16 protein-coding genes are annotated in these 15459 nt (G+C 72.5%); 3 read left to right on the top strand and 13 right to left on the bottom strand.

What is annotated here, in order from left to right; all coding sequences use genetic code 11:
- The 8 genes from atpA to glyA all read right to left on the bottom strand — a co-directional run bounded on the left by atpA (position 1) and on the right by glyA (position 6360).
- Entirely contained in the window at positions 1-1653 is a 1653-nt protein-coding gene (atpA, locus tag IRY44_RS12660; protein ID WP_194800590.1) for a F0F1 ATP synthase subunit alpha, read from the bottom strand.
- Positions 1654-1738: 85 nt separating this feature from the next.
- The gene (locus IRY44_RS12655) at positions 1739-2560 is read right to left on the bottom strand and encodes a F0F1 ATP synthase subunit delta (protein ID WP_194800589.1); all 822 of its coding nucleotides are present in this window, start codon (positions 2558-2560) and stop codon (positions 1739-1741) included.
- Positions 2560-3099 carry a F0F1 ATP synthase subunit B gene (locus IRY44_RS12650; RefSeq protein WP_194800588.1) on the bottom strand — a complete coding sequence of 180 codons (540 nt, stop codon included), beginning with the start codon at positions 3097-3099 and terminating at the stop codon, positions 2560-2562. Before IRY44_RS12650 ends, IRY44_RS12655 begins: the two co-directional genes overlap by 1 nt.
- 29 nt (positions 3100-3128) lie before the next feature.
- On the bottom strand, positions 3129-3356 hold the full coding sequence (locus IRY44_RS12645) for an ATP synthase F0 subunit C (protein ID WP_091422600.1): 228 nt from the start codon (positions 3354-3356) through the stop codon (positions 3129-3131).
- 70 nt (positions 3357-3426) lie between these two features.
- Positions 3427-4224, bottom strand: coding sequence for a F0F1 ATP synthase subunit A (gene atpB / locus IRY44_RS12640; protein ID WP_194800587.1), 798 nt, complete (start codon positions 4222-4224; stop codon positions 3427-3429).
- An 11-nt stretch (positions 4225-4235) separates the two neighbouring features.
- Positions 4236-4472: an AtpZ/AtpI family protein gene (locus tag IRY44_RS12635; protein ID WP_194800586.1), complete on the bottom strand. Its 237-nt coding sequence runs from the start codon at positions 4470-4472 to the stop codon at positions 4236-4238.
- Between the two features lie 174 nt (positions 4473-4646).
- Positions 4647-5078 carry a hypothetical protein gene (locus IRY44_RS12630; RefSeq protein ID WP_194800585.1) on the bottom strand — a complete coding sequence of 144 codons (432 nt, stop codon included), beginning with the start codon at positions 5076-5078 and terminating at the stop codon, positions 4647-4649.
- Complete coding sequence (gene glyA, locus IRY44_RS12625) at positions 5071-6360, bottom strand: serine hydroxymethyltransferase (protein ID WP_194800584.1); 1290 nt, start codon at positions 6358-6360, stop codon at positions 5071-5073. The genes IRY44_RS12630 and glyA overlap by 8 nt, the downstream gene beginning before the upstream one ends.
- Positions 6361-6395: 35 nt before the next feature.
- Between glyA and IRY44_RS12620 the strand changes: the two genes are divergently transcribed.
- Complete coding sequence (locus tag IRY44_RS12620; RefSeq protein ID WP_194800583.1) at positions 6396-7862, top strand: SDR family oxidoreductase; 1467 nt, start codon at positions 6396-6398, stop codon at positions 7860-7862.
- Here IRY44_RS12620 and IRY44_RS12615 read toward each other — a convergent pair.
- A complete protein-coding gene (locus IRY44_RS12615; protein WP_194800582.1) occupies positions 7859-8641 on the bottom strand; it encodes an SDR family NAD(P)-dependent oxidoreductase in 783 nt (260 codons plus the stop codon). The genes IRY44_RS12620 and IRY44_RS12615 overlap by 4 nt on opposite strands.
- 120 nt (positions 8642-8761) lie before the next feature.
- Here IRY44_RS12615 and IRY44_RS12610 point away from each other — a divergent pair, with 120 nt between their 5' ends.
- Complete coding sequence (locus IRY44_RS12610) at positions 8762-9388, top strand: TetR/AcrR family transcriptional regulator (RefSeq protein ID WP_194800581.1); 627 nt, start codon at positions 8762-8764, stop codon at positions 9386-9388.
- Positions 9389-9391: 3 nt separating this feature from the next.
- Here IRY44_RS12610 and IRY44_RS12605 read toward each other — a convergent pair whose 3' ends face one another.
- From IRY44_RS12605 to prmC, 4 genes are all read right to left on the bottom strand, one after another.
- Positions 9392-11500 (bottom strand): transglycosylase domain-containing protein, encoded by a 2109-nt coding sequence (locus tag IRY44_RS12605; RefSeq protein WP_194800580.1) that lies wholly within the window; start codon positions 11498-11500, stop codon positions 9392-9394.
- 116 nt (positions 11501-11616) lie between these two features.
- Positions 11617-12228, bottom strand: a complete 612-nt coding sequence (locus IRY44_RS12600) for a phosphotyrosine protein phosphatase (RefSeq protein WP_194800579.1) — start codon at positions 12226-12228, stop codon at positions 11617-11619.
- Entirely contained in the window at positions 12229-12873 is a 645-nt protein-coding gene (locus IRY44_RS12595; RefSeq protein WP_194800578.1) for an L-threonylcarbamoyladenylate synthase, read from the bottom strand. It abuts the gene before it with no gap.
- Entirely contained in the window at positions 12873-13820 is a 948-nt protein-coding gene (prmC, locus tag IRY44_RS12590) for a peptide chain release factor N(5)-glutamine methyltransferase (protein ID WP_194800577.1), read from the bottom strand. The genes IRY44_RS12595 and prmC overlap by 1 nt, the downstream gene beginning before the upstream one ends.
- A 73-nt stretch (positions 13821-13893) precedes the next feature.
- On the opposite strand from prmC, the gene IRY44_RS12585 reads away from it, so the two are divergent.
- Entirely contained in the window at positions 13894-15447 is a 1554-nt protein-coding gene (locus IRY44_RS12585) for a diguanylate cyclase (RefSeq protein ID WP_194800576.1), read from the top strand.
- Positions 15448-15459 lie beyond the last annotated feature (12 nt).

Genomic DNA, 15459 nt, shown 5'->3' with positions numbered 1-15459 from the left:
TCAGCTCTCGGCCGGGCGGTCGGTGGTGCCGTCGCGGAAGCGGGTCACCGTCTCGCGGGTCTGGTCGCCCTCCAGCGGCTTGGCCGGCGCGTCGTTGACCCGGACCTCGTCCTCCTTGCCCAGGAAGACCTGCTTGAACTCGGCGATCGCGGAGTCGAGCGAGGAGATGATGTCGTCGTCCCACTTGTTGTCCGCGATCCCGGCCAGGACGCCCTCGTGCTTGTGCCGGAGGTACTGGAGGAACTCCGACTCGAAGCGGCGGACCTCGCCGACCGGGACGTCGTCCAGCTTGCCCTCGGTGCCGGCCCAGACGGAGACGACCTGCTCCTGCACCGGGTACGGCGAGTAGTTCGGCTGCTTGAGCAGCTCGACCAGGCGGGAACCGCGGTCCAGCTGGGCCCGGGAGGCCCGGTCCAGGTCGGAGGCGAAGGCGGCGAACGCCTCCAGCTCGCGGAACTGGGCCAGGTTCAGCCGCAGCGAGCCGGCGACCTTCTTCATCGGCTTCACCTGCGCGGCGCCACCGACCCGGGAGACCGAGGTGCCGACGTTGATGGCCGGCCGGACGCCCTGGTTGAACAGGTCGGTCTCGAGGAAGATCTGGCCGTCGGTGATGGAGATGACGTTGGTCGGGATGAACGCCGAGATGTCGTTCGCCTTGGTCTCGATGATCGGCAGACCGGTCATCGAGCCGCCGCCCAGCTCGTCGGAGAGCTTGGCGCAGCGCTCCAGCAGACGCGAGTGCAGGTAGAAGACGTCACCCGGGTAGGCCTCGCGGCCCGGCGGGCGGCGCAGCAGCAGCGACACGGCGCGGTACGCCTCGGCCTGCTTGCTCAGGTCGTCGAAGACGATCAGGACGTGCTTGCCGCCGTACATCCAGTGCTGCCCGATGGACGAGCCGGTGTAGGGGGCGAGGTACTTGAAGCCGGCCGGGTCGGAGGCCGGGGAGGCGACGATGGTGGTGTACTCCATCGCGCCCGCCTCCTCCAGCGTCCCCTTGATGGAGGCGATGGTGGAGGCCTTCTGGCCGATCGCGACGTAGATGCAGCGGACCTGCTTCTTCGGGTCGCCGGAGCGCCAGTTCTCGCGCTGGTTGAGGATGGTGTCCAGGGCGACCGTGGTCTTGCCGGTCTTGCGGTCACCGATGATCAGCTGGCGCTGGCCGCGGCCGATCGGGGTCATCGCGTCGACGGCCTTGATGCCCGTCTGGAGCGGCTCGTCGACCGACTTGCGGGACATCACGTTCGGGGCCTGGAGCTCCAGCTCGCGGTAGCCCTCGTTGGCGATGTCGCCGAGGCCGTCGATCGGCTCGCCCAGCGCGTTGACCACGCGGCCGAGGAAGGCGTCGCCGACCGGCACGGAGAGCACCCGGCCGGTGCGCTTGACGCGCTGACCCTCTTCGATCCCGCCGAAGTCACCGAGGACGACGACACCGATCTCCCGGACGTCGAGGTTCAGCGCCACGCCGAGCGTGCCGTCCTCGAACTCCAGGAGCTCGTTGGTCATGGTCGAGGGGAGACCCTCGACGTGGGCGATGCCGTCACCGGCGTCGGCGACGGTGCCGACCTCCTCGCGGGAGACGTCGGCCGTGTAGGAGGAGACGTAGCGCTCCAGGGCGCCGCGGATCTCCTCCGTCGAGATGGTCAGCTCGGCCATCCTCTGCTTCCTTAAGTATCAGGGGCCCGGGATACCTAGTACCGACCGGTCCGATGGCGTCGAATCAGGGCTGCTAAGACGCTGGTCAGCGCTTCGCGAGCGCGTTGCGGGTCTCGTTGAGGCGGCGCAGGACGGTCCCGTCGTACAGGTCGGATCCGACCCGTACGCGCACTCCGCCGAGCACGTCGGGGTCGACCGTCTGCTTGACGGACACCTCCCGACCGTACATCTGGGAGAGGCGGGCGCCGAGGCGTCGCTCCTCCTCGTCGTTCAGCGGAGCCGCCACTGTCACGTACGCGACCTGACGGTCCCGCCGGTCGGCGGCCAGCTCGACCAGCCGGGTGAGCGCACCGGTGAAGGAGCGCCCCCCGAAGCCGGCGAGCGCGGCCTCGACGAGGCGGACGGTGACCGGCCGGGCCTTGCCGGCGAGCAGCTGCCGGGCCAGTTCGGCCCGCCGCTCGACAGTGGCCATCGGGTCGGAGAGCGCGTTGGACAGCTCGCCGGAGCCGGAGACGACCTGCCCGAAGCGGAACAGCTCGTCCTCGACCTCGCCCAGCTCGCCGGTCGAGTCGGCGCTCGCCAGGAGCGCCTCCACGCCGAGCCGCTCGACGCCGTCGAGCAGCTCCGACGGGGCCGACCAGCGACCGGAGACCAGCGTGGCCAGCAGGTCGAGCGCGTCCGCGCCGACCTTGCCGCTCAGGATCCCGGTGAGCAGAGCGGTGCGGTCCTCACCCGAGCGCGCCGGGTCGGACAGCGCCCGGCGCAGCCGCGGCTCCCGCCGCAGCAGGGCGGCGACGGAGAGGATGTCGTCGGCGGTGGAGGCCACCGCCGACGGCTCCGCGCCGCGGGCGTACGCGTCGAGGCGCTCGGCCCCGGCGGAGTACGACTCCCGGCTGGCGGCCTGCATCAGCGGGCCCCCGTGCTCTCGAGACCGCTCAGGAACCGGTCGACGGTGCCCTTGCGACGCGCCTCGTCGGCGAGCGACTCACCGACGATCTTGCTGGCCAGGTCCACCGCGATGGTGCCGACCTCGGTGCGCAGCTCGCGCACGATGGTGGCCCGCTCCGCGGCGAGCTGCTCCTTGCCTGCGGCGATGATCCGGTCGGACTCCTCGCGCGCCTTGGCGAGGATGTCCTGGCGGATGCCCTCGGCGTCGGCACGGGCGTCGTCACGGATCTTGGCGGCGTCGGTACGCGCCTCCGCGAGCTGGGCCCGGTACTGCTCGAGCAGCTGGTTCGCCTCGGCCTGCGCGGCCTCGGCGCGCTTGATGCCGCCCTCGATCGCGTCCACCCGGGCCTGGAACGTCTGCTCCATGCGCGGGAAGACGAACTTCATCAGCACGAAGCAGAGGACACCGAAGGCGACCAGGCCGACCACGATCTCCTGCCAGAGCGGGATGATCGGGTTGTGGGTCGTCTCACCACCCTCAGCGGCGAGGAAGTACATGGGAAAACCTCCCGGTCAAAGGGGCTGGTTCAGCCGGCCCAGATGAAGCCGAAGGCGATGCCCAGCAGCGCCAGCGCCTCGATGACGGCGAAGCCGATCCAGACGTACGGAAGGGTCATCCGGGACGACTCCGGCTGGCGGGCGGTCGACTGGATGTAGGCCGAGAAGACCAGGCCCACGCCGATGCCCGGGCCGATGGCCGCGAGACCGTAGCCGATGGCGGCGGTGCTGCCCTCTACCGCGGCGTAGATGTCCATTGGTTGGTTCCTCCTGGTTATCACGCGTGACGGTCACGCGGGACGACAACGGTTGGTGCGAAAGATCGGATCAGTGCTCGTCGGCGAGGGCGCCCTGCACGTAGCTGGCGGTCAGCACCGTGAAGACGTACGCCTGCAGACAGATCACCAGGAACTCGAGGAAGGTCAGCGCGATCGTCATCGTCCAGGACAGCACCGAGACCGGCGCCAGCCAGGCGTTCGCGCTGAGCATGGCGAACCCGCCGAGCGTGAAGACCAGCAGGAGCATGTGGCCGGCGAACATGTTCGCGAAGAGACGAACGGCCAGCGAGAACGGCCGGACCAGGAACGTGGAGAAGAACTCGATCGGGATCAGCAGCGGCAGGATGTACCAGGGCGCCGGCGGGACCAGAGAGTTCTTGAAGTACTTCACGAAGCCGTGGTGCCGGATGCCGACCCAGTTGAACAGCACGTAGCTGATCACGGCGAGGATGGCCGGGAACGCGATGTGCGAGTTCGGCGAGATCTGGAAGAACGGCACGATCGCGAAGAAGTTCGTCAGCAGGACGAAGCAGAAGAGCGTGGTGAAGTACGGCGCGAACCGCACCCCCGCGTGCCCGATCATGTCCACCGCGATGTTGTTGCGCACGAAGCCGTAGATGGACTCGGCGAACCACTGCTTCTTGGTGGGGACCAGCTGCGGGTTCCGGTAGCTGGCCAGGAAGAAGATGATCAGCACGCCGACGGCGATCCACACCATCGCCGTGATCTTGGTGAACCAGTACGAGTTCTCCGCACCCCAGGGCAGGATGCTGGGCAGGTAGAAGTCCCCCACACTGGGTGGGAATTCCGCCTGGCCCTGAGCCAGGACGTTCGCCTGTCCGAACACCGCGTCCCTTCCTAAGTAGGCGTGCCCAGTCGGCGGACGACCAGGATGATCCCCCCGGCCATGCCGAGCACGACCCCGATACCGGTGGCGACGCCGCCGGTATCGAGCCAACGGTCGACCAGCCAGCCGATGAAACCCCAGACGAGCATGCCCCCGATGAGGTATGAGAGCGCGGTCCAACCCTGACCGGCACCGGACGGAACGTCGCCCGGGCCGCCAGTGCTGGGGGGTTTCTGGTCACCGGCCATGACGGGGCGAACGATATCAGTCGAGCAGAAGAGGCTGTGCCTCACCCCCCGCACAACCTGGTTGTGTGGGACACGGGCGGGCGAAGTCGTCTGGAGGCACGGTACTCCTCCCCCGCCACTGAGAGAATGACCGATCGCGGACAGAACGGCGCGTCGCCCGAAGGGTGGGACGCCTCAGCGCGACATCCGTCGGGCATGGACGGTTGTGAGCCACCAGACGTGCACACCGGTCCACACCACGACACCCGCGGCGATGCCGAGCGCGAACGGGATCAGTCCCGGCCAGCCGGTCGACGCCACCAGCACCATCACGCCGCCGAGCGCGGTGATCTTGGCGACGTACAGGCCCAGGCCGAACGGCAGCACGAGCTGCGGGTCCTTGGAGTCCGCCCAGGCCAGAACCACTGTGGTGAGCGTGTAGCTGGCAGCCGTGACGGCCACCCCGGCCGCCGCGCCGAGCGCGCCGTCCGCGCCGCGCCACACCCCGCCGGCCACCGCCGCGGCAGCGGCGAGCACCGCCACCGCCGCCAGCAGCACCGGCAGGTGGCGCAGTCGCCAGCCGCGGTCCGCGGCCGCCTCCGCCGCGTGCGTCCCGGGCTCAGCCACGGGGGTACGCCGGGAACTCGGTGACCAGCTCGGTCACGTCGGCGGCGATCCGGGTCAGCTCGTCGCCGCCACCGGGAGACTCCGGATCGGTGCGCACCGCCCGCCCGATCAGCGCGGCGATCCGGCGCATCTCCCCCTCGCGCATGCCCTGGGTGGTGACGCTCGGCGAGCCCACCCGGATGCCGGAGGCCACGGCGGGCGGCTGCGGGTCGTACGGGATCGCGTTCTTGTTTAGCGTGATGCCGGCGGCGTCGCAGCGGGCCTCGGCCTGGGCGCCGGTCACGCCGGTCTCGCGCAGGTCGAGCAGGGCCAGGTGGGTGTCGGTGCCGCCGGAGACCGGCGGCAGCCCCTCCGCGGCCAGCCCGTCGGCGAGCGCGCGGGCGTTTGTGACCACCTGGGCGGCGTACGTGCGGAACTCCGGCTGCGCGGCCTCGCGCAACGCGACCGCCTTGGCCGCGACGGCGTGCATCAGCGGGCCGCCCTGGGTGAACGGGAAGACCGCCTTGTCGATCCGGGCCGCGAGCGGCTCCCGGCAGAGGATCATGCCGCCGCGCGGACCGCGCAGCACCTTGTGGGTGGTCGCGGTGACCACGTCGGCGTAGGGCACCGGGGACGGGATCGCGCCGCCTGCGACCAGGCCGATGAAGTGGGCGGCGTCCACCATCAGGTACGCGTCGACCTCGTCGGCGATCTCCCGGAAGCGGGCGAAGTCGATCAGGCGCGGGTACGCGGTCGCGCCGCAGATGATCATCTTCGGCCGGTGCGCGCGGGCCAGGTCGCGTACCTCGTCGTAGTCGATCGTCCCGGTGTCCCGCCGGACGGTGTACCCGACCGGGTGGAACCACTTGCCGGAGAAGTTCACCCGGCTGCCGTGGGTCAGGTGCCCGCCGTGCGGCAGGTCCATGGCCAGCACCGTGTCGCCCGGCTGCACCAGGGCGGCGTACGCGGCCAGGTTGGCGCTCGCCCCGGAGTGAGGCTGCACGTTCGCGTGCTCGGCGCCGAACAGCTCCTTCGCCCGGGACACGGCCAGCTCCTCGGCCCGGTCCACCTCGGCGCAGCCGCCGTAGTAGCGCCGCCCCGGGTAGCCCTCGGCGTACTTGTTCGTGAGCGTGGAGCCCAGCGCGGCCAGCACCGCGGGCGAGGTCAGGTTCTCGCTGGCGATCAGTTGCAGGCCGCCGCGCAGCCGGTCCAGCTCACCCAGCACCACCTCGGCGATCTCCGGGTCGACGGTGCTGAGCTGCTGGAAGTCCGGTCCCCAGAAGGTGTCCCTCGCGTTCTCCACAGCGAAGGAGTCTACGGAGCCGCACACTGGAGGCCGTGAGATGCCTCGTCACCGGTGCTACCGGCTACATCGGCGGACGCCTCGCGCCCCGGCTGCTGACCGAGGGGCACACCGTACGCTGCCTGGCCCGGACCGCCGGGCGGCTGCGGGACGTGCCGTGGGCGGCCCAGGCGGAGATCGTCGAGGGTGACCTGCGCCGGCCGGAGACGCTGCCGGCCGCGTTCGAGGGCGTGGAGGTGGCGTACTACCTGGTCCACTCGTTGGGCCAGCGCGGGTTCGAGGCGGCCGACCGAGAGGCGGCGACGAACTTCGCCGAGGCGGCGCGCGCCGCGGGCGTACGCCGGATCGTGTATCTCGGCGGGCCGCAGCCGGCGGAGCGCGAGGGCCTGCCCTCGGCGCACCTGCGCTCCCGGGCGGAGGTCGCACGGATCCTGCTGGACAGCGGCGTGCCCACGGCGGTGCTGCGCGCCGCGGTGATCATCGGGTCCGGCTCGGCCTCGTTCGAGATGCTGCGCTACCTGACCGAGCGGCTCCCGGCGATGGTCACCCCGCGCTGGGTGCGCAACCGGATCCAGCCGATCGCGGTCCGGGACGTGCTGCGCTACCTGGCCGGCTGCGCCCACCTGCCGGCCGACGTGAACCGGGCCTTCGACATCGGCGGCCCGGACGTGCTGACGTTCGCCGAGATGATGCAGCGGTACGCCCGGGTGGCCGGGCTGCGGCGCCGGCTCATCCTGCCGGTCCGCCCGCTCACCCCGTCGCTCTCCTCGCACTGGGTCGGCCTGATCACGCCGGTGCCGAACGCGATCGCCCGGCCGCTCGTGGAGAGCCTGGTGCACGAGGCGGTGGCGCACGAGCACGACATCGCCCGGTACGTGCCGGACCCGCCGGACGGGCTGATCGGCTTCGACCAGGCGGTCGCGCTGGCGCTGACGAAGGTGCGGGACGCGGAGGTGGAGACGCGCTGGTCGAACGCGAGCGGGCCGGACGCACCCGCCGAGCCGTTGCCGTCGGACCCGCACTGGTCCGGCGGCACCGCGTACACCGATCTGCGGGAGCGGACGGTGGACGCGCCGCCGTCGGCGCTGTGGCGGGTCATCGAGGGCGTCGGCGGCGAGCACGGCTGGTACTCGTTCCCGCTGGCCTGGTCGGTGCGCGGCTGGATGGACCGGCTGGTCGGCGGCGTCGGGCTGCGCCGCGGCCGGCGCGACCCGCACCGGCTGCAGGTCGGCGAGGCGCTGGACTTCTGGCGGGTCGAGGAGATCGTCCCGGGTGAGCTGCTGCGGCTGCGCGCCGAGATGCGGCTGCCCGGGCGGGCCTGGCTGGAGATGCGCGCCGAGCCGGACGGGGACGGCCGCAGCAGGTACGTCCAGCGTGCCGTGTTCCTCCCGCGCGGCCTGCCCGGCCACCTCTACTGGGCCTCGGTGGCCCCGTTCCACGCCGTCGTCTTCGGCGGCATGGCCCGCAACATCGCCAAGGGCGCCGAACACCCGGCCGGTTAGGCCGGAGAGCCGTTCTTCAGTGCGGGGCCGAGGAGCAGCCCTCCGTCGATGACGTACTCGGCGCCGGTGATGAAGGCCGCCTCCGGCGACACGAGGAACATCAGCAGCGCGGTGATGTCGGCGGGCTGCCCGAGTCGCGGGACGGCGAACGGCTCGGGCGAGTAGAAGTCGGCGATCGGGGCGTCGCTGCCGGCTGCCGGCTCGGTGATGAACGGGGTGGCGACCACGCCGGGGTGGATCGCGTTGACGCGGATGTTGTCGCGACCCAGTTCGAGGGCGGCGGTCCGGGTGAGCCCTCGAACCGCCCACTTGCCGGCCACGTACGGCGCGTAGAGGGCGGTGCCGCCGATGCCCATGGTGGAGCCGATGTTGACGATCGTTCCTCCCCCCGCGCGCCGCAGCGCCGGGGCGGCTGCCTTGATGCCGAGGAACGTGCCGGTGAGGTTGACGTCGAGGATGCGGGACCACGTGGCCCGGTCGGTGGACTCGATGAGGGCCGGCGGGTTCTGCACCCCGGCGTTGTTGACCAGGATCGTGAGCGCACCGAATGCCCTCTCGGTCTCCGCGACGGCGGCCGCCCACGACTCCTCCCGGGTGACGTCCAGGCGGACGGAGAGGGCCCGGTGCTCCAGCTCGGCGGCGAGGCCGGCGCCACGCTCGGCGTCGACGCCACCGATGACGACATTGGCGCCTTCGGCGTGCAGGGCGCGGACGTGGCTGGCCCCCTGCCCACCGCTGCCTCCGGTGACGAGAACTGTCTGATCGGCGAAGCGGGACATCGGATCCTCCGATACGTACGACGACCACCCGGGACCGGGTGGTGAGTCGAGCGACTCACCACCCGAAGCTACGCTCCCGTCGATGGTGAGTCAACCCACTTACCTCGCTATGATGGGCGCATGACCCCAGCGCCGTCGGCCTATCACCAGCGCGTGGCGGAGGAGAAGCGCGCGCTGATCGTGCAGGCCGCCACCGAGCTCTTCCTGGAGTCGGGCTACGACCGCGCGTCACTGGCGCGTATCGCCGAGAGTGCCGGCGTGTCGAAAGCGACGCTGTTCAAGCAGTTCCCGACGAAGGCGGCGCTGTTCGATGCCATCGTCATCGACTCGTGGGCCCGCGACGACGTCGCCGACGTGCCGCCCGCCGGTGACCTGACAGCCGGCCTGACGGTTCTCGGGCAGCACTACGCGACGCTGTTGAGCCGGCCGGAGATGAGCGACCTGTTCCGCATCGTGATCGCCGAACTGCCACGCTTTCCCGAGCTGGCCCGAGCGCATTTCTCCCAGGGCAAACTGCCGTACTTCGAGTCCGTGCGGACCTACCTCGTGGCCGAGCACGAGGCGGGAGCCGCGGACATCGACGACCCCGAGATGGCAGCTACGCAGTTCCTCGGGATGATCTCCAACTACCTGTTCTGGCCGCGCCTGGTCCTCCCGGACTGGACGGTCACTCCCGACCGCACGACAGCGGTGGTGGACGAAGCCGTCCGGACCACTGTCGCGCGGTACGGCAGGTCGACGAGCTGACTCTCAATTGCCGGTGCGCGGGCTGGTGTGCTGGAAGGCCACCGCCTGGCCGGGCGGCACGAAGTCGCGTACCGGCTCGTCGCGCAGCGACCACGCCAGGATGCGGCCCACGGCGGCGATCTGCCGCTTCTGCACGCCGCCGCCGACCGCGTCCCGGGGGTCGTCCGGGTTCGCCGCGATCGTCGCCACCGACAGCTGCGGGGTGAACGCGACGACCGTCTCGGTGGCGTTCCGCTCCGAGCTGCCGGTCTTGCCCGCCACCGGCCGGCGCAGACCGGGGGCCAGTTCCTCGGCCGTACCGCCGTCGCAGCGCCGGTACATCGACTGGTCGCCGACCGGGCAGCGGCTGGCGTCCGCCGCCGCGCGGGCGACCTCGGTGTCGAGCACCTGCCGGCAGTCGGTGTTGCCGGCCGCCACCTTCCGGCCGGCCGGGTCGGTGATCGAGGCGACCGGCGTGGGCCGGCACCAGGTGCCCTCGGCGGCCACCGCGGCGTACGCGCCGGCCAGGTCCAGCGGCGTGGTGGCGGAGACCCCGAGCGTGAACGGTCCCCAGCTCCTGGCGCCCTCGCGGGCCATCTCGGCGTCGGCCGGGGCACGAAACACGATGCCCAGCCGCTGGGCCATCTCGACCACCCGGTCCGCGCCGACGCGCTCGGTCAGCCACGCGAAGTACGTGTTCACCGACCGCCCGAACGCGTCCCACATGTCCCGGTCGCCGTCCATCCAGTAGGTGTTCGCGTTCTCCGGGCACCACCGGCCGCCGCAGCTCGCCGGGCCGGCACCGACCGGGTACTGCGTCACGTAGACGCGCGGCGCGTCGAACTCGGTGTCCAGCGGCAGCCCCGACTCCAGCGCGGCCAGCAGCGCGAACAGCTTGAACGTGGAGCCCGCCTGGTAGCCGGTGATGCCGCCACCGCCGGCCACGAGCTGGTTGACCGTGTTCGGGTAGTTCTGCTGCCCGTCCGGGTTCGCGGCCGTGCCGTAGGTGCGGTTCACCGCCATCGCCAGCACCCGGCCGGTGCCCGGCTGCACCACGGCTGTCGGCGCCGCCCGCGCGATCGTCTCCGGGTAGATCGCCCGCACCTGCTCGCTGGCCTTGGCCTGCACGTCCGGGTCGAGCGAGGACACGATCTTCCAGCCGCCCCGGCGCAGCGTCCGCTGCCGCTCGTCCACGTTCTCGCCGAACGCCGGCTGGGCGTTCCACCACTGGGTGAACCAGTCGCAGAAGAAGCCCCAGTCGTTGTGGTCGGCGGGCACCGCCGCGCAGTCGTTCGGCGTGGTGTTGGGTTTGAGGGCCAGCTCGGTGGCCTTCGCCGCCTCGGCGTCCGGCGCGCTCACCCGGCCGGTCTCCACCATCCGGTCCAGCACGTACGCCCGCCGTTGCCGGGCCGCCTCCGCGTCGCCGTTGATCGGGTCGTCGGCCGGGGACCGGACCAGCCCGGCGAGCAGCGCGGCCTGGGCCAGCGTGAGCCGCTCCGGGGTGGTGGAGAAGTAGCGCTTGCTGGCCGCGGCGATGCCGTACGCACCGGCGCCGAAGTACGCGATGTTCAGGTAGCGCCCGAGGATCTCGTCCTTGCCGACCTGCCGTTCCAGCGTCAGCGCGTACCGCATCTCGCGGATCTTTCGCCCGACGGTGATCTCGGTGGCGGCGGCGCGCTGCTCCTCGGTCAGCCGGGTGTCACCGGCGAGCGCGTTGCGCACGTACTGCATGGTCAGCGTGGAGGCACCCTGGCGGGTGCCCTCGCGGCGGTTGGCCGTGAACGCCCGCGCCACGCCGCGCACGTCGACGCCGTGGTGCTCGTAGAAGCGCACGTCCTCGGCGGCCACGATGGCGTCGCGCATCACCGGCGCCACCTCGCCGACCGGCACGTCCACCCGGTCCTCGACGTAGAACGAGGTGATGAGCGTCCGCCCGTCGTTCGCGTACAGGTTGGACCGCTGTGCCGGCTGCGGCGTCTTGAGCGCCTCCGGCAACGCGGTGTACGGCATCAGGTTCTTCACGCCCAGCCCGAAGACCAGCGCGGCCGGCAGCGCGGCTGCGGCCAGGGCCAGTCCGGCGAGCACGCCGGCGAGCACAACGGTGAACAGCTTGTCGAGATAGGCCCGGTTCATCAGCTCTCCCCGCAGGAGCCGGCCGTACGGACCCGTTCAGAATGACCGGATTGGCCGCTTTCGCCGCCATCTTCCGCGAAATGCGCAGGAAGTTCGCGAGGAAGGATGAACCGCGATCAGGGGAGCAGGACGGCAGCCAGGGGCTGCACGGTCTCCTCGATCTCGTCGGCGACCCGGCTGAAGCACTGGTCGCCCCGGCCCCACGGGTCGTCCAGGTCGTCGGTGGGCAGCGCGGAGGCGTTCTGCCGCGCCGCGTCGACGGCCGCGACGAGCGCGGTGCCGCGGGCGTACACGGCGTCCGGCGTCGGCTCGGCCGGCGGCAGGGCGGACCGGTCCAGCCCGCCGAGCAGGCGGCCGAACTCACCGAGCACGAACGTACGCGCGGCGGCGTCCGGCCGCAGCGCCACCACGTACTCCTGCTGGTCGGCGGTGGCCGTGAGCACCAGGTCGGCGGCGTCGATCAGGTCGGAGCGCAGCCGCCGGGCGGCGAACCCCTCGGTGTCACCGCCGCGCGAGATCACCTGCCGGGCGGCGGGCGGGTTCATCTCCTCCCCCGCGTGCCAGCCGCCGGTGCCGGCGCTGTGGCTGTGCACGAGCGCGTCCGACCCGGCCGGGTCGACGTCGAGACGGACCAGCCGCTCCCGGACCGCGAGCAGCAGCAGCCGCTCGGCCATCGGCGACCGGCAGATGTTGCCCATGCAGACGTGCAGGACGGTGAAGGGCGGCACTCAGACCCCCCGCTCGTCGAGGATGTCCGGCACGACCTCGCGCAGCTTCGCCAGCGTCACCGCGCCCTCGCGCAGCACCCGCGGCACGTCGCCGGTCAGGTCGACGATGGTGCTCGGCACCGGGTCCACCGCCGGCCCGGCCTCCAGGTACGCCCGGACGCCGTAGCCGAGCTGGTCACGCGCCTCCTCGGCGGTGAGCGCGGCGGGCTGGCCGACCTTGTTGGCCGACGCGACGGCCATCGGCCCGGTCTCCCGCAGCACCTCCAGCGCGACCGGGTGCAGTGGCATCCGCACCGCCACCGTGCCGCCGTTGTCGCCCAGGTCCCACGCCAGGCTCGGCGAGTGCTCCACCACGATGGTCAACGCGCCGGGCCAGAACGCCTCGACCAGGTCGCGGGCCGCGCCGGGCAGCGAGAAGACCAGGCCGTCGAGCGTGTGCCGGGAACCGATGAGCACCGGGGGCGCCTGCCGGGCACCGCCCTTGGTGTCCGCCAGGGCCTTCACCGCGTACGGGGTGAACGCGTCCGCCCCGATGCCGTAGACCGTGTCGGTCGGCAGGACGACGAGTTCCCCGTTCTTGACCGCCTCGATGGCAGCGGCGATGCCGCGGTCCCGGTCGGCGGGCGACCGACAGTCGTAGAGCATCACGAGGAGTCAGTCTGCCACGCCCGGGCGGGCTCGGCGTGGGTGCCGTCCGCCCGCCGGGACGCGCTCGCCCAGCGCGGCCGCCCGGCGAGGTCCCGGTGCTCCTCGACCCGGTCGTAGCGGCCGTCGCCGCGCAGCAGCGCGGGCACCGCCGCGGCGTGCGTGTCGTCGTGCTCGATACCGATCGCGCCGCCCGGGCGCAGCAACGCGGCGGCCCGGCCGACCACCGGCCGGATCACGTCCAGCCCGTCCGCGCCGCCGAACACCGCCTCGTCCGGGTCGTGCCCGGCCACCTCCGGCGGCACCGGCACCGACCTCGGCACGTACGGCGGGTTGCAGAGCAGCACGTCGACCCGCCCGGCCAGGCCGGCCAGCAGCTCCGGGTCGGTCACGTCGGCGGACACCACCTCGACCGGCCGGTCCCCGGCGGCGGCCCGGTCCGCCGCGTTGCGCCGCAGCCACGCCAGCGCGGCCGGGGACCGCTCCACCGCCACCACCCGCGCCGTGGGCACCTCCTGCGCGACGGCGAGAGCGATCGCGCCGGAACCGCTGCACAGGTCGACAACGAGCGGCGCGGCGTGCTCCCGGGCCCGCTCGATCCCCCAGCCGGCCAGCAGTTCGGTCTCCGGCCGGGGCACGAAGACGCCCGGCCCGACCGCCAGTTCCAGATGGCGGAAACCGGCCGAGCCGAGCAGGTGCTGCAACGGCTCGCGGGTCACCCGCCGCCCGACCAGCTCGTCGAGGCGGTCACGCTGCGCCGGGGTGAAACCGTCGGCGAGCGCCAGCCGGCCCCGCGGCACGTCGAGCACGTACGCGGCGAGTTGCTCGGCCTCGGCGCGGGGCGCCTCGACGCCCGCCGCGGCGAGCGCACGCGCCACCCGGTTGATCACCAGCGAGGGCCGTTCGCGTTCTGTCCCTTCGGACGGGTGTTGCGGGAGTGCGGTCACGCAATAATCATGAGGCGTCGCGGCTCACCTCACGAGCGGGTGCGTCCGGGCGCACACCGCAGGGAGGTCGCGAGTGGGCTGGCTCGACCAGGTCGAGGACCAGGTTGACGCTCTCCGCCGCGCTCGGTCCCTCCAGGAGGCCAGCCGGTCCGCGGAGGCGTGCGCCCTGCTCGACCGCGTCATCCGCACCACAGACGACCCGTACGCCCGCGCCGACGCGCTCGTGCAACGCCTGTCCGCGCTGATCAACCTCGGCCGCACCGCCGAGTTCACCAGGGCCGTCGAGGACGCCTCCGCCGCCGTCCGCGACCTGGCCGAGCCCTACCTGCACGGGCACCTCAACGCGCTGGCCGCGCTCGCCGCCCACCATCAGGGCGCGCTGGACCGCTGCGTGATGCACCTGGTCCGGGCCGCCCGCGCGCTCGGCGCCGACGACGACCCAGACCGGGACACCGCCTGGGGCTGGCACGACCTGGCGATGGCGTACTCGTACCTCAGCTTCCACGGTCACGCGCTCGGCGCGATCGAGCGGGCCCGGGAGGTCGGGCTCAGCGTCGGCATCCCCGAGGAGACGTTCGCCGCGCCCGGCATCCGGCTGCGCAACGCGGTCGCGCTCGACCACAACGGCGACAGCGACGGCTGCCTGCGGGTGCTGCGCGACGTCGCCGGTGACCTGGCCCGATTCCTGCGCGGCGGGCGGGCCGGCAACCTGCGGCCGAGCAGCCTGGCCGCGTACGGCTACGCCGCCGCCCGCCGGGCCGCGCTCGGCGACCGGGTGGAGTCCGCCGGAGACGCCGACCCGAACCGGCTGCTCGGCCACGGCGGGGACAGCGCACGCGCCCGCGACCTGCGCCAGCTCGGCCAGGTCTGCCTGGCGGTGGCGGCCGGCCGCCCGATCGAGGCGGTCACCCGGCTGGACGCGCTGCGGGTCTCCGACGAGACGCTCGGCGCGGCCGAGCCGCCCCGGCTGCGCAGCATCGCGCTCGCACGGGCCGGCGACCACGCGGGCGCGCACCGGGCCGACCGGCACGCGTTCCGGCTGGCGGCGCGGCGCAGCGATCGGCTACGGGACGTCTACATCGACGGCATCGCCGCCCGGATCGACCACGAGGAGATGCGCCGCGAGGCGGCCCGGTACGAGGGCGAGGCGCTCACCGACCCGCTCACCGGCCTGCCCAACCGGCGCCGGCTGGAGCGCTACCTGGGCGCCGTGGTGTCCCGGGGCGAGCGGGTGGTGATCGGCGTCTGCGACCTCGACGGGTTCAAGGCGGTGAACACCCGCCACGGCCACCACTCCGGTGACCTGGTGCTGCAACGGGTCGCCGGCGTGATCAACCGGGTGATGCGGCGGGGCGACTTCGTGGCCCGCTACGGCGGCGACGAGTTCGTCGTGGTGCTGCCCGACACCGGCATGCCGGAGGCGGTCGAGGTGGCCCGCCGGATCGAGGCGGCCGTCCGCACCGAGGACTGGGAGTCGCTGGTCCCCGGCACGCCGGTCGGGGTGACCATCGGCTTCGCCGAGGTCGACGGCAGCACCACGGTGAGCGTCCGGGAGGCGCTCGGCACCGCGTTCGAGCTGGCCGACCGGGAGATGCTGCGGGCCAAGGCGCGGTTGCGGGCAAGCTGAGCGGTAAGGAAG

It is taken from the genome of Micromonospora sp. ANENR4 (assembly GCF_015354395.1).
GTDB lineage: Bacteria > Actinomycetota > Actinomycetes > Mycobacteriales > Micromonosporaceae > Micromonospora > Micromonospora aurantiaca.
This window is presented reverse-complemented; position numbering and strand designations above follow the sequence as displayed.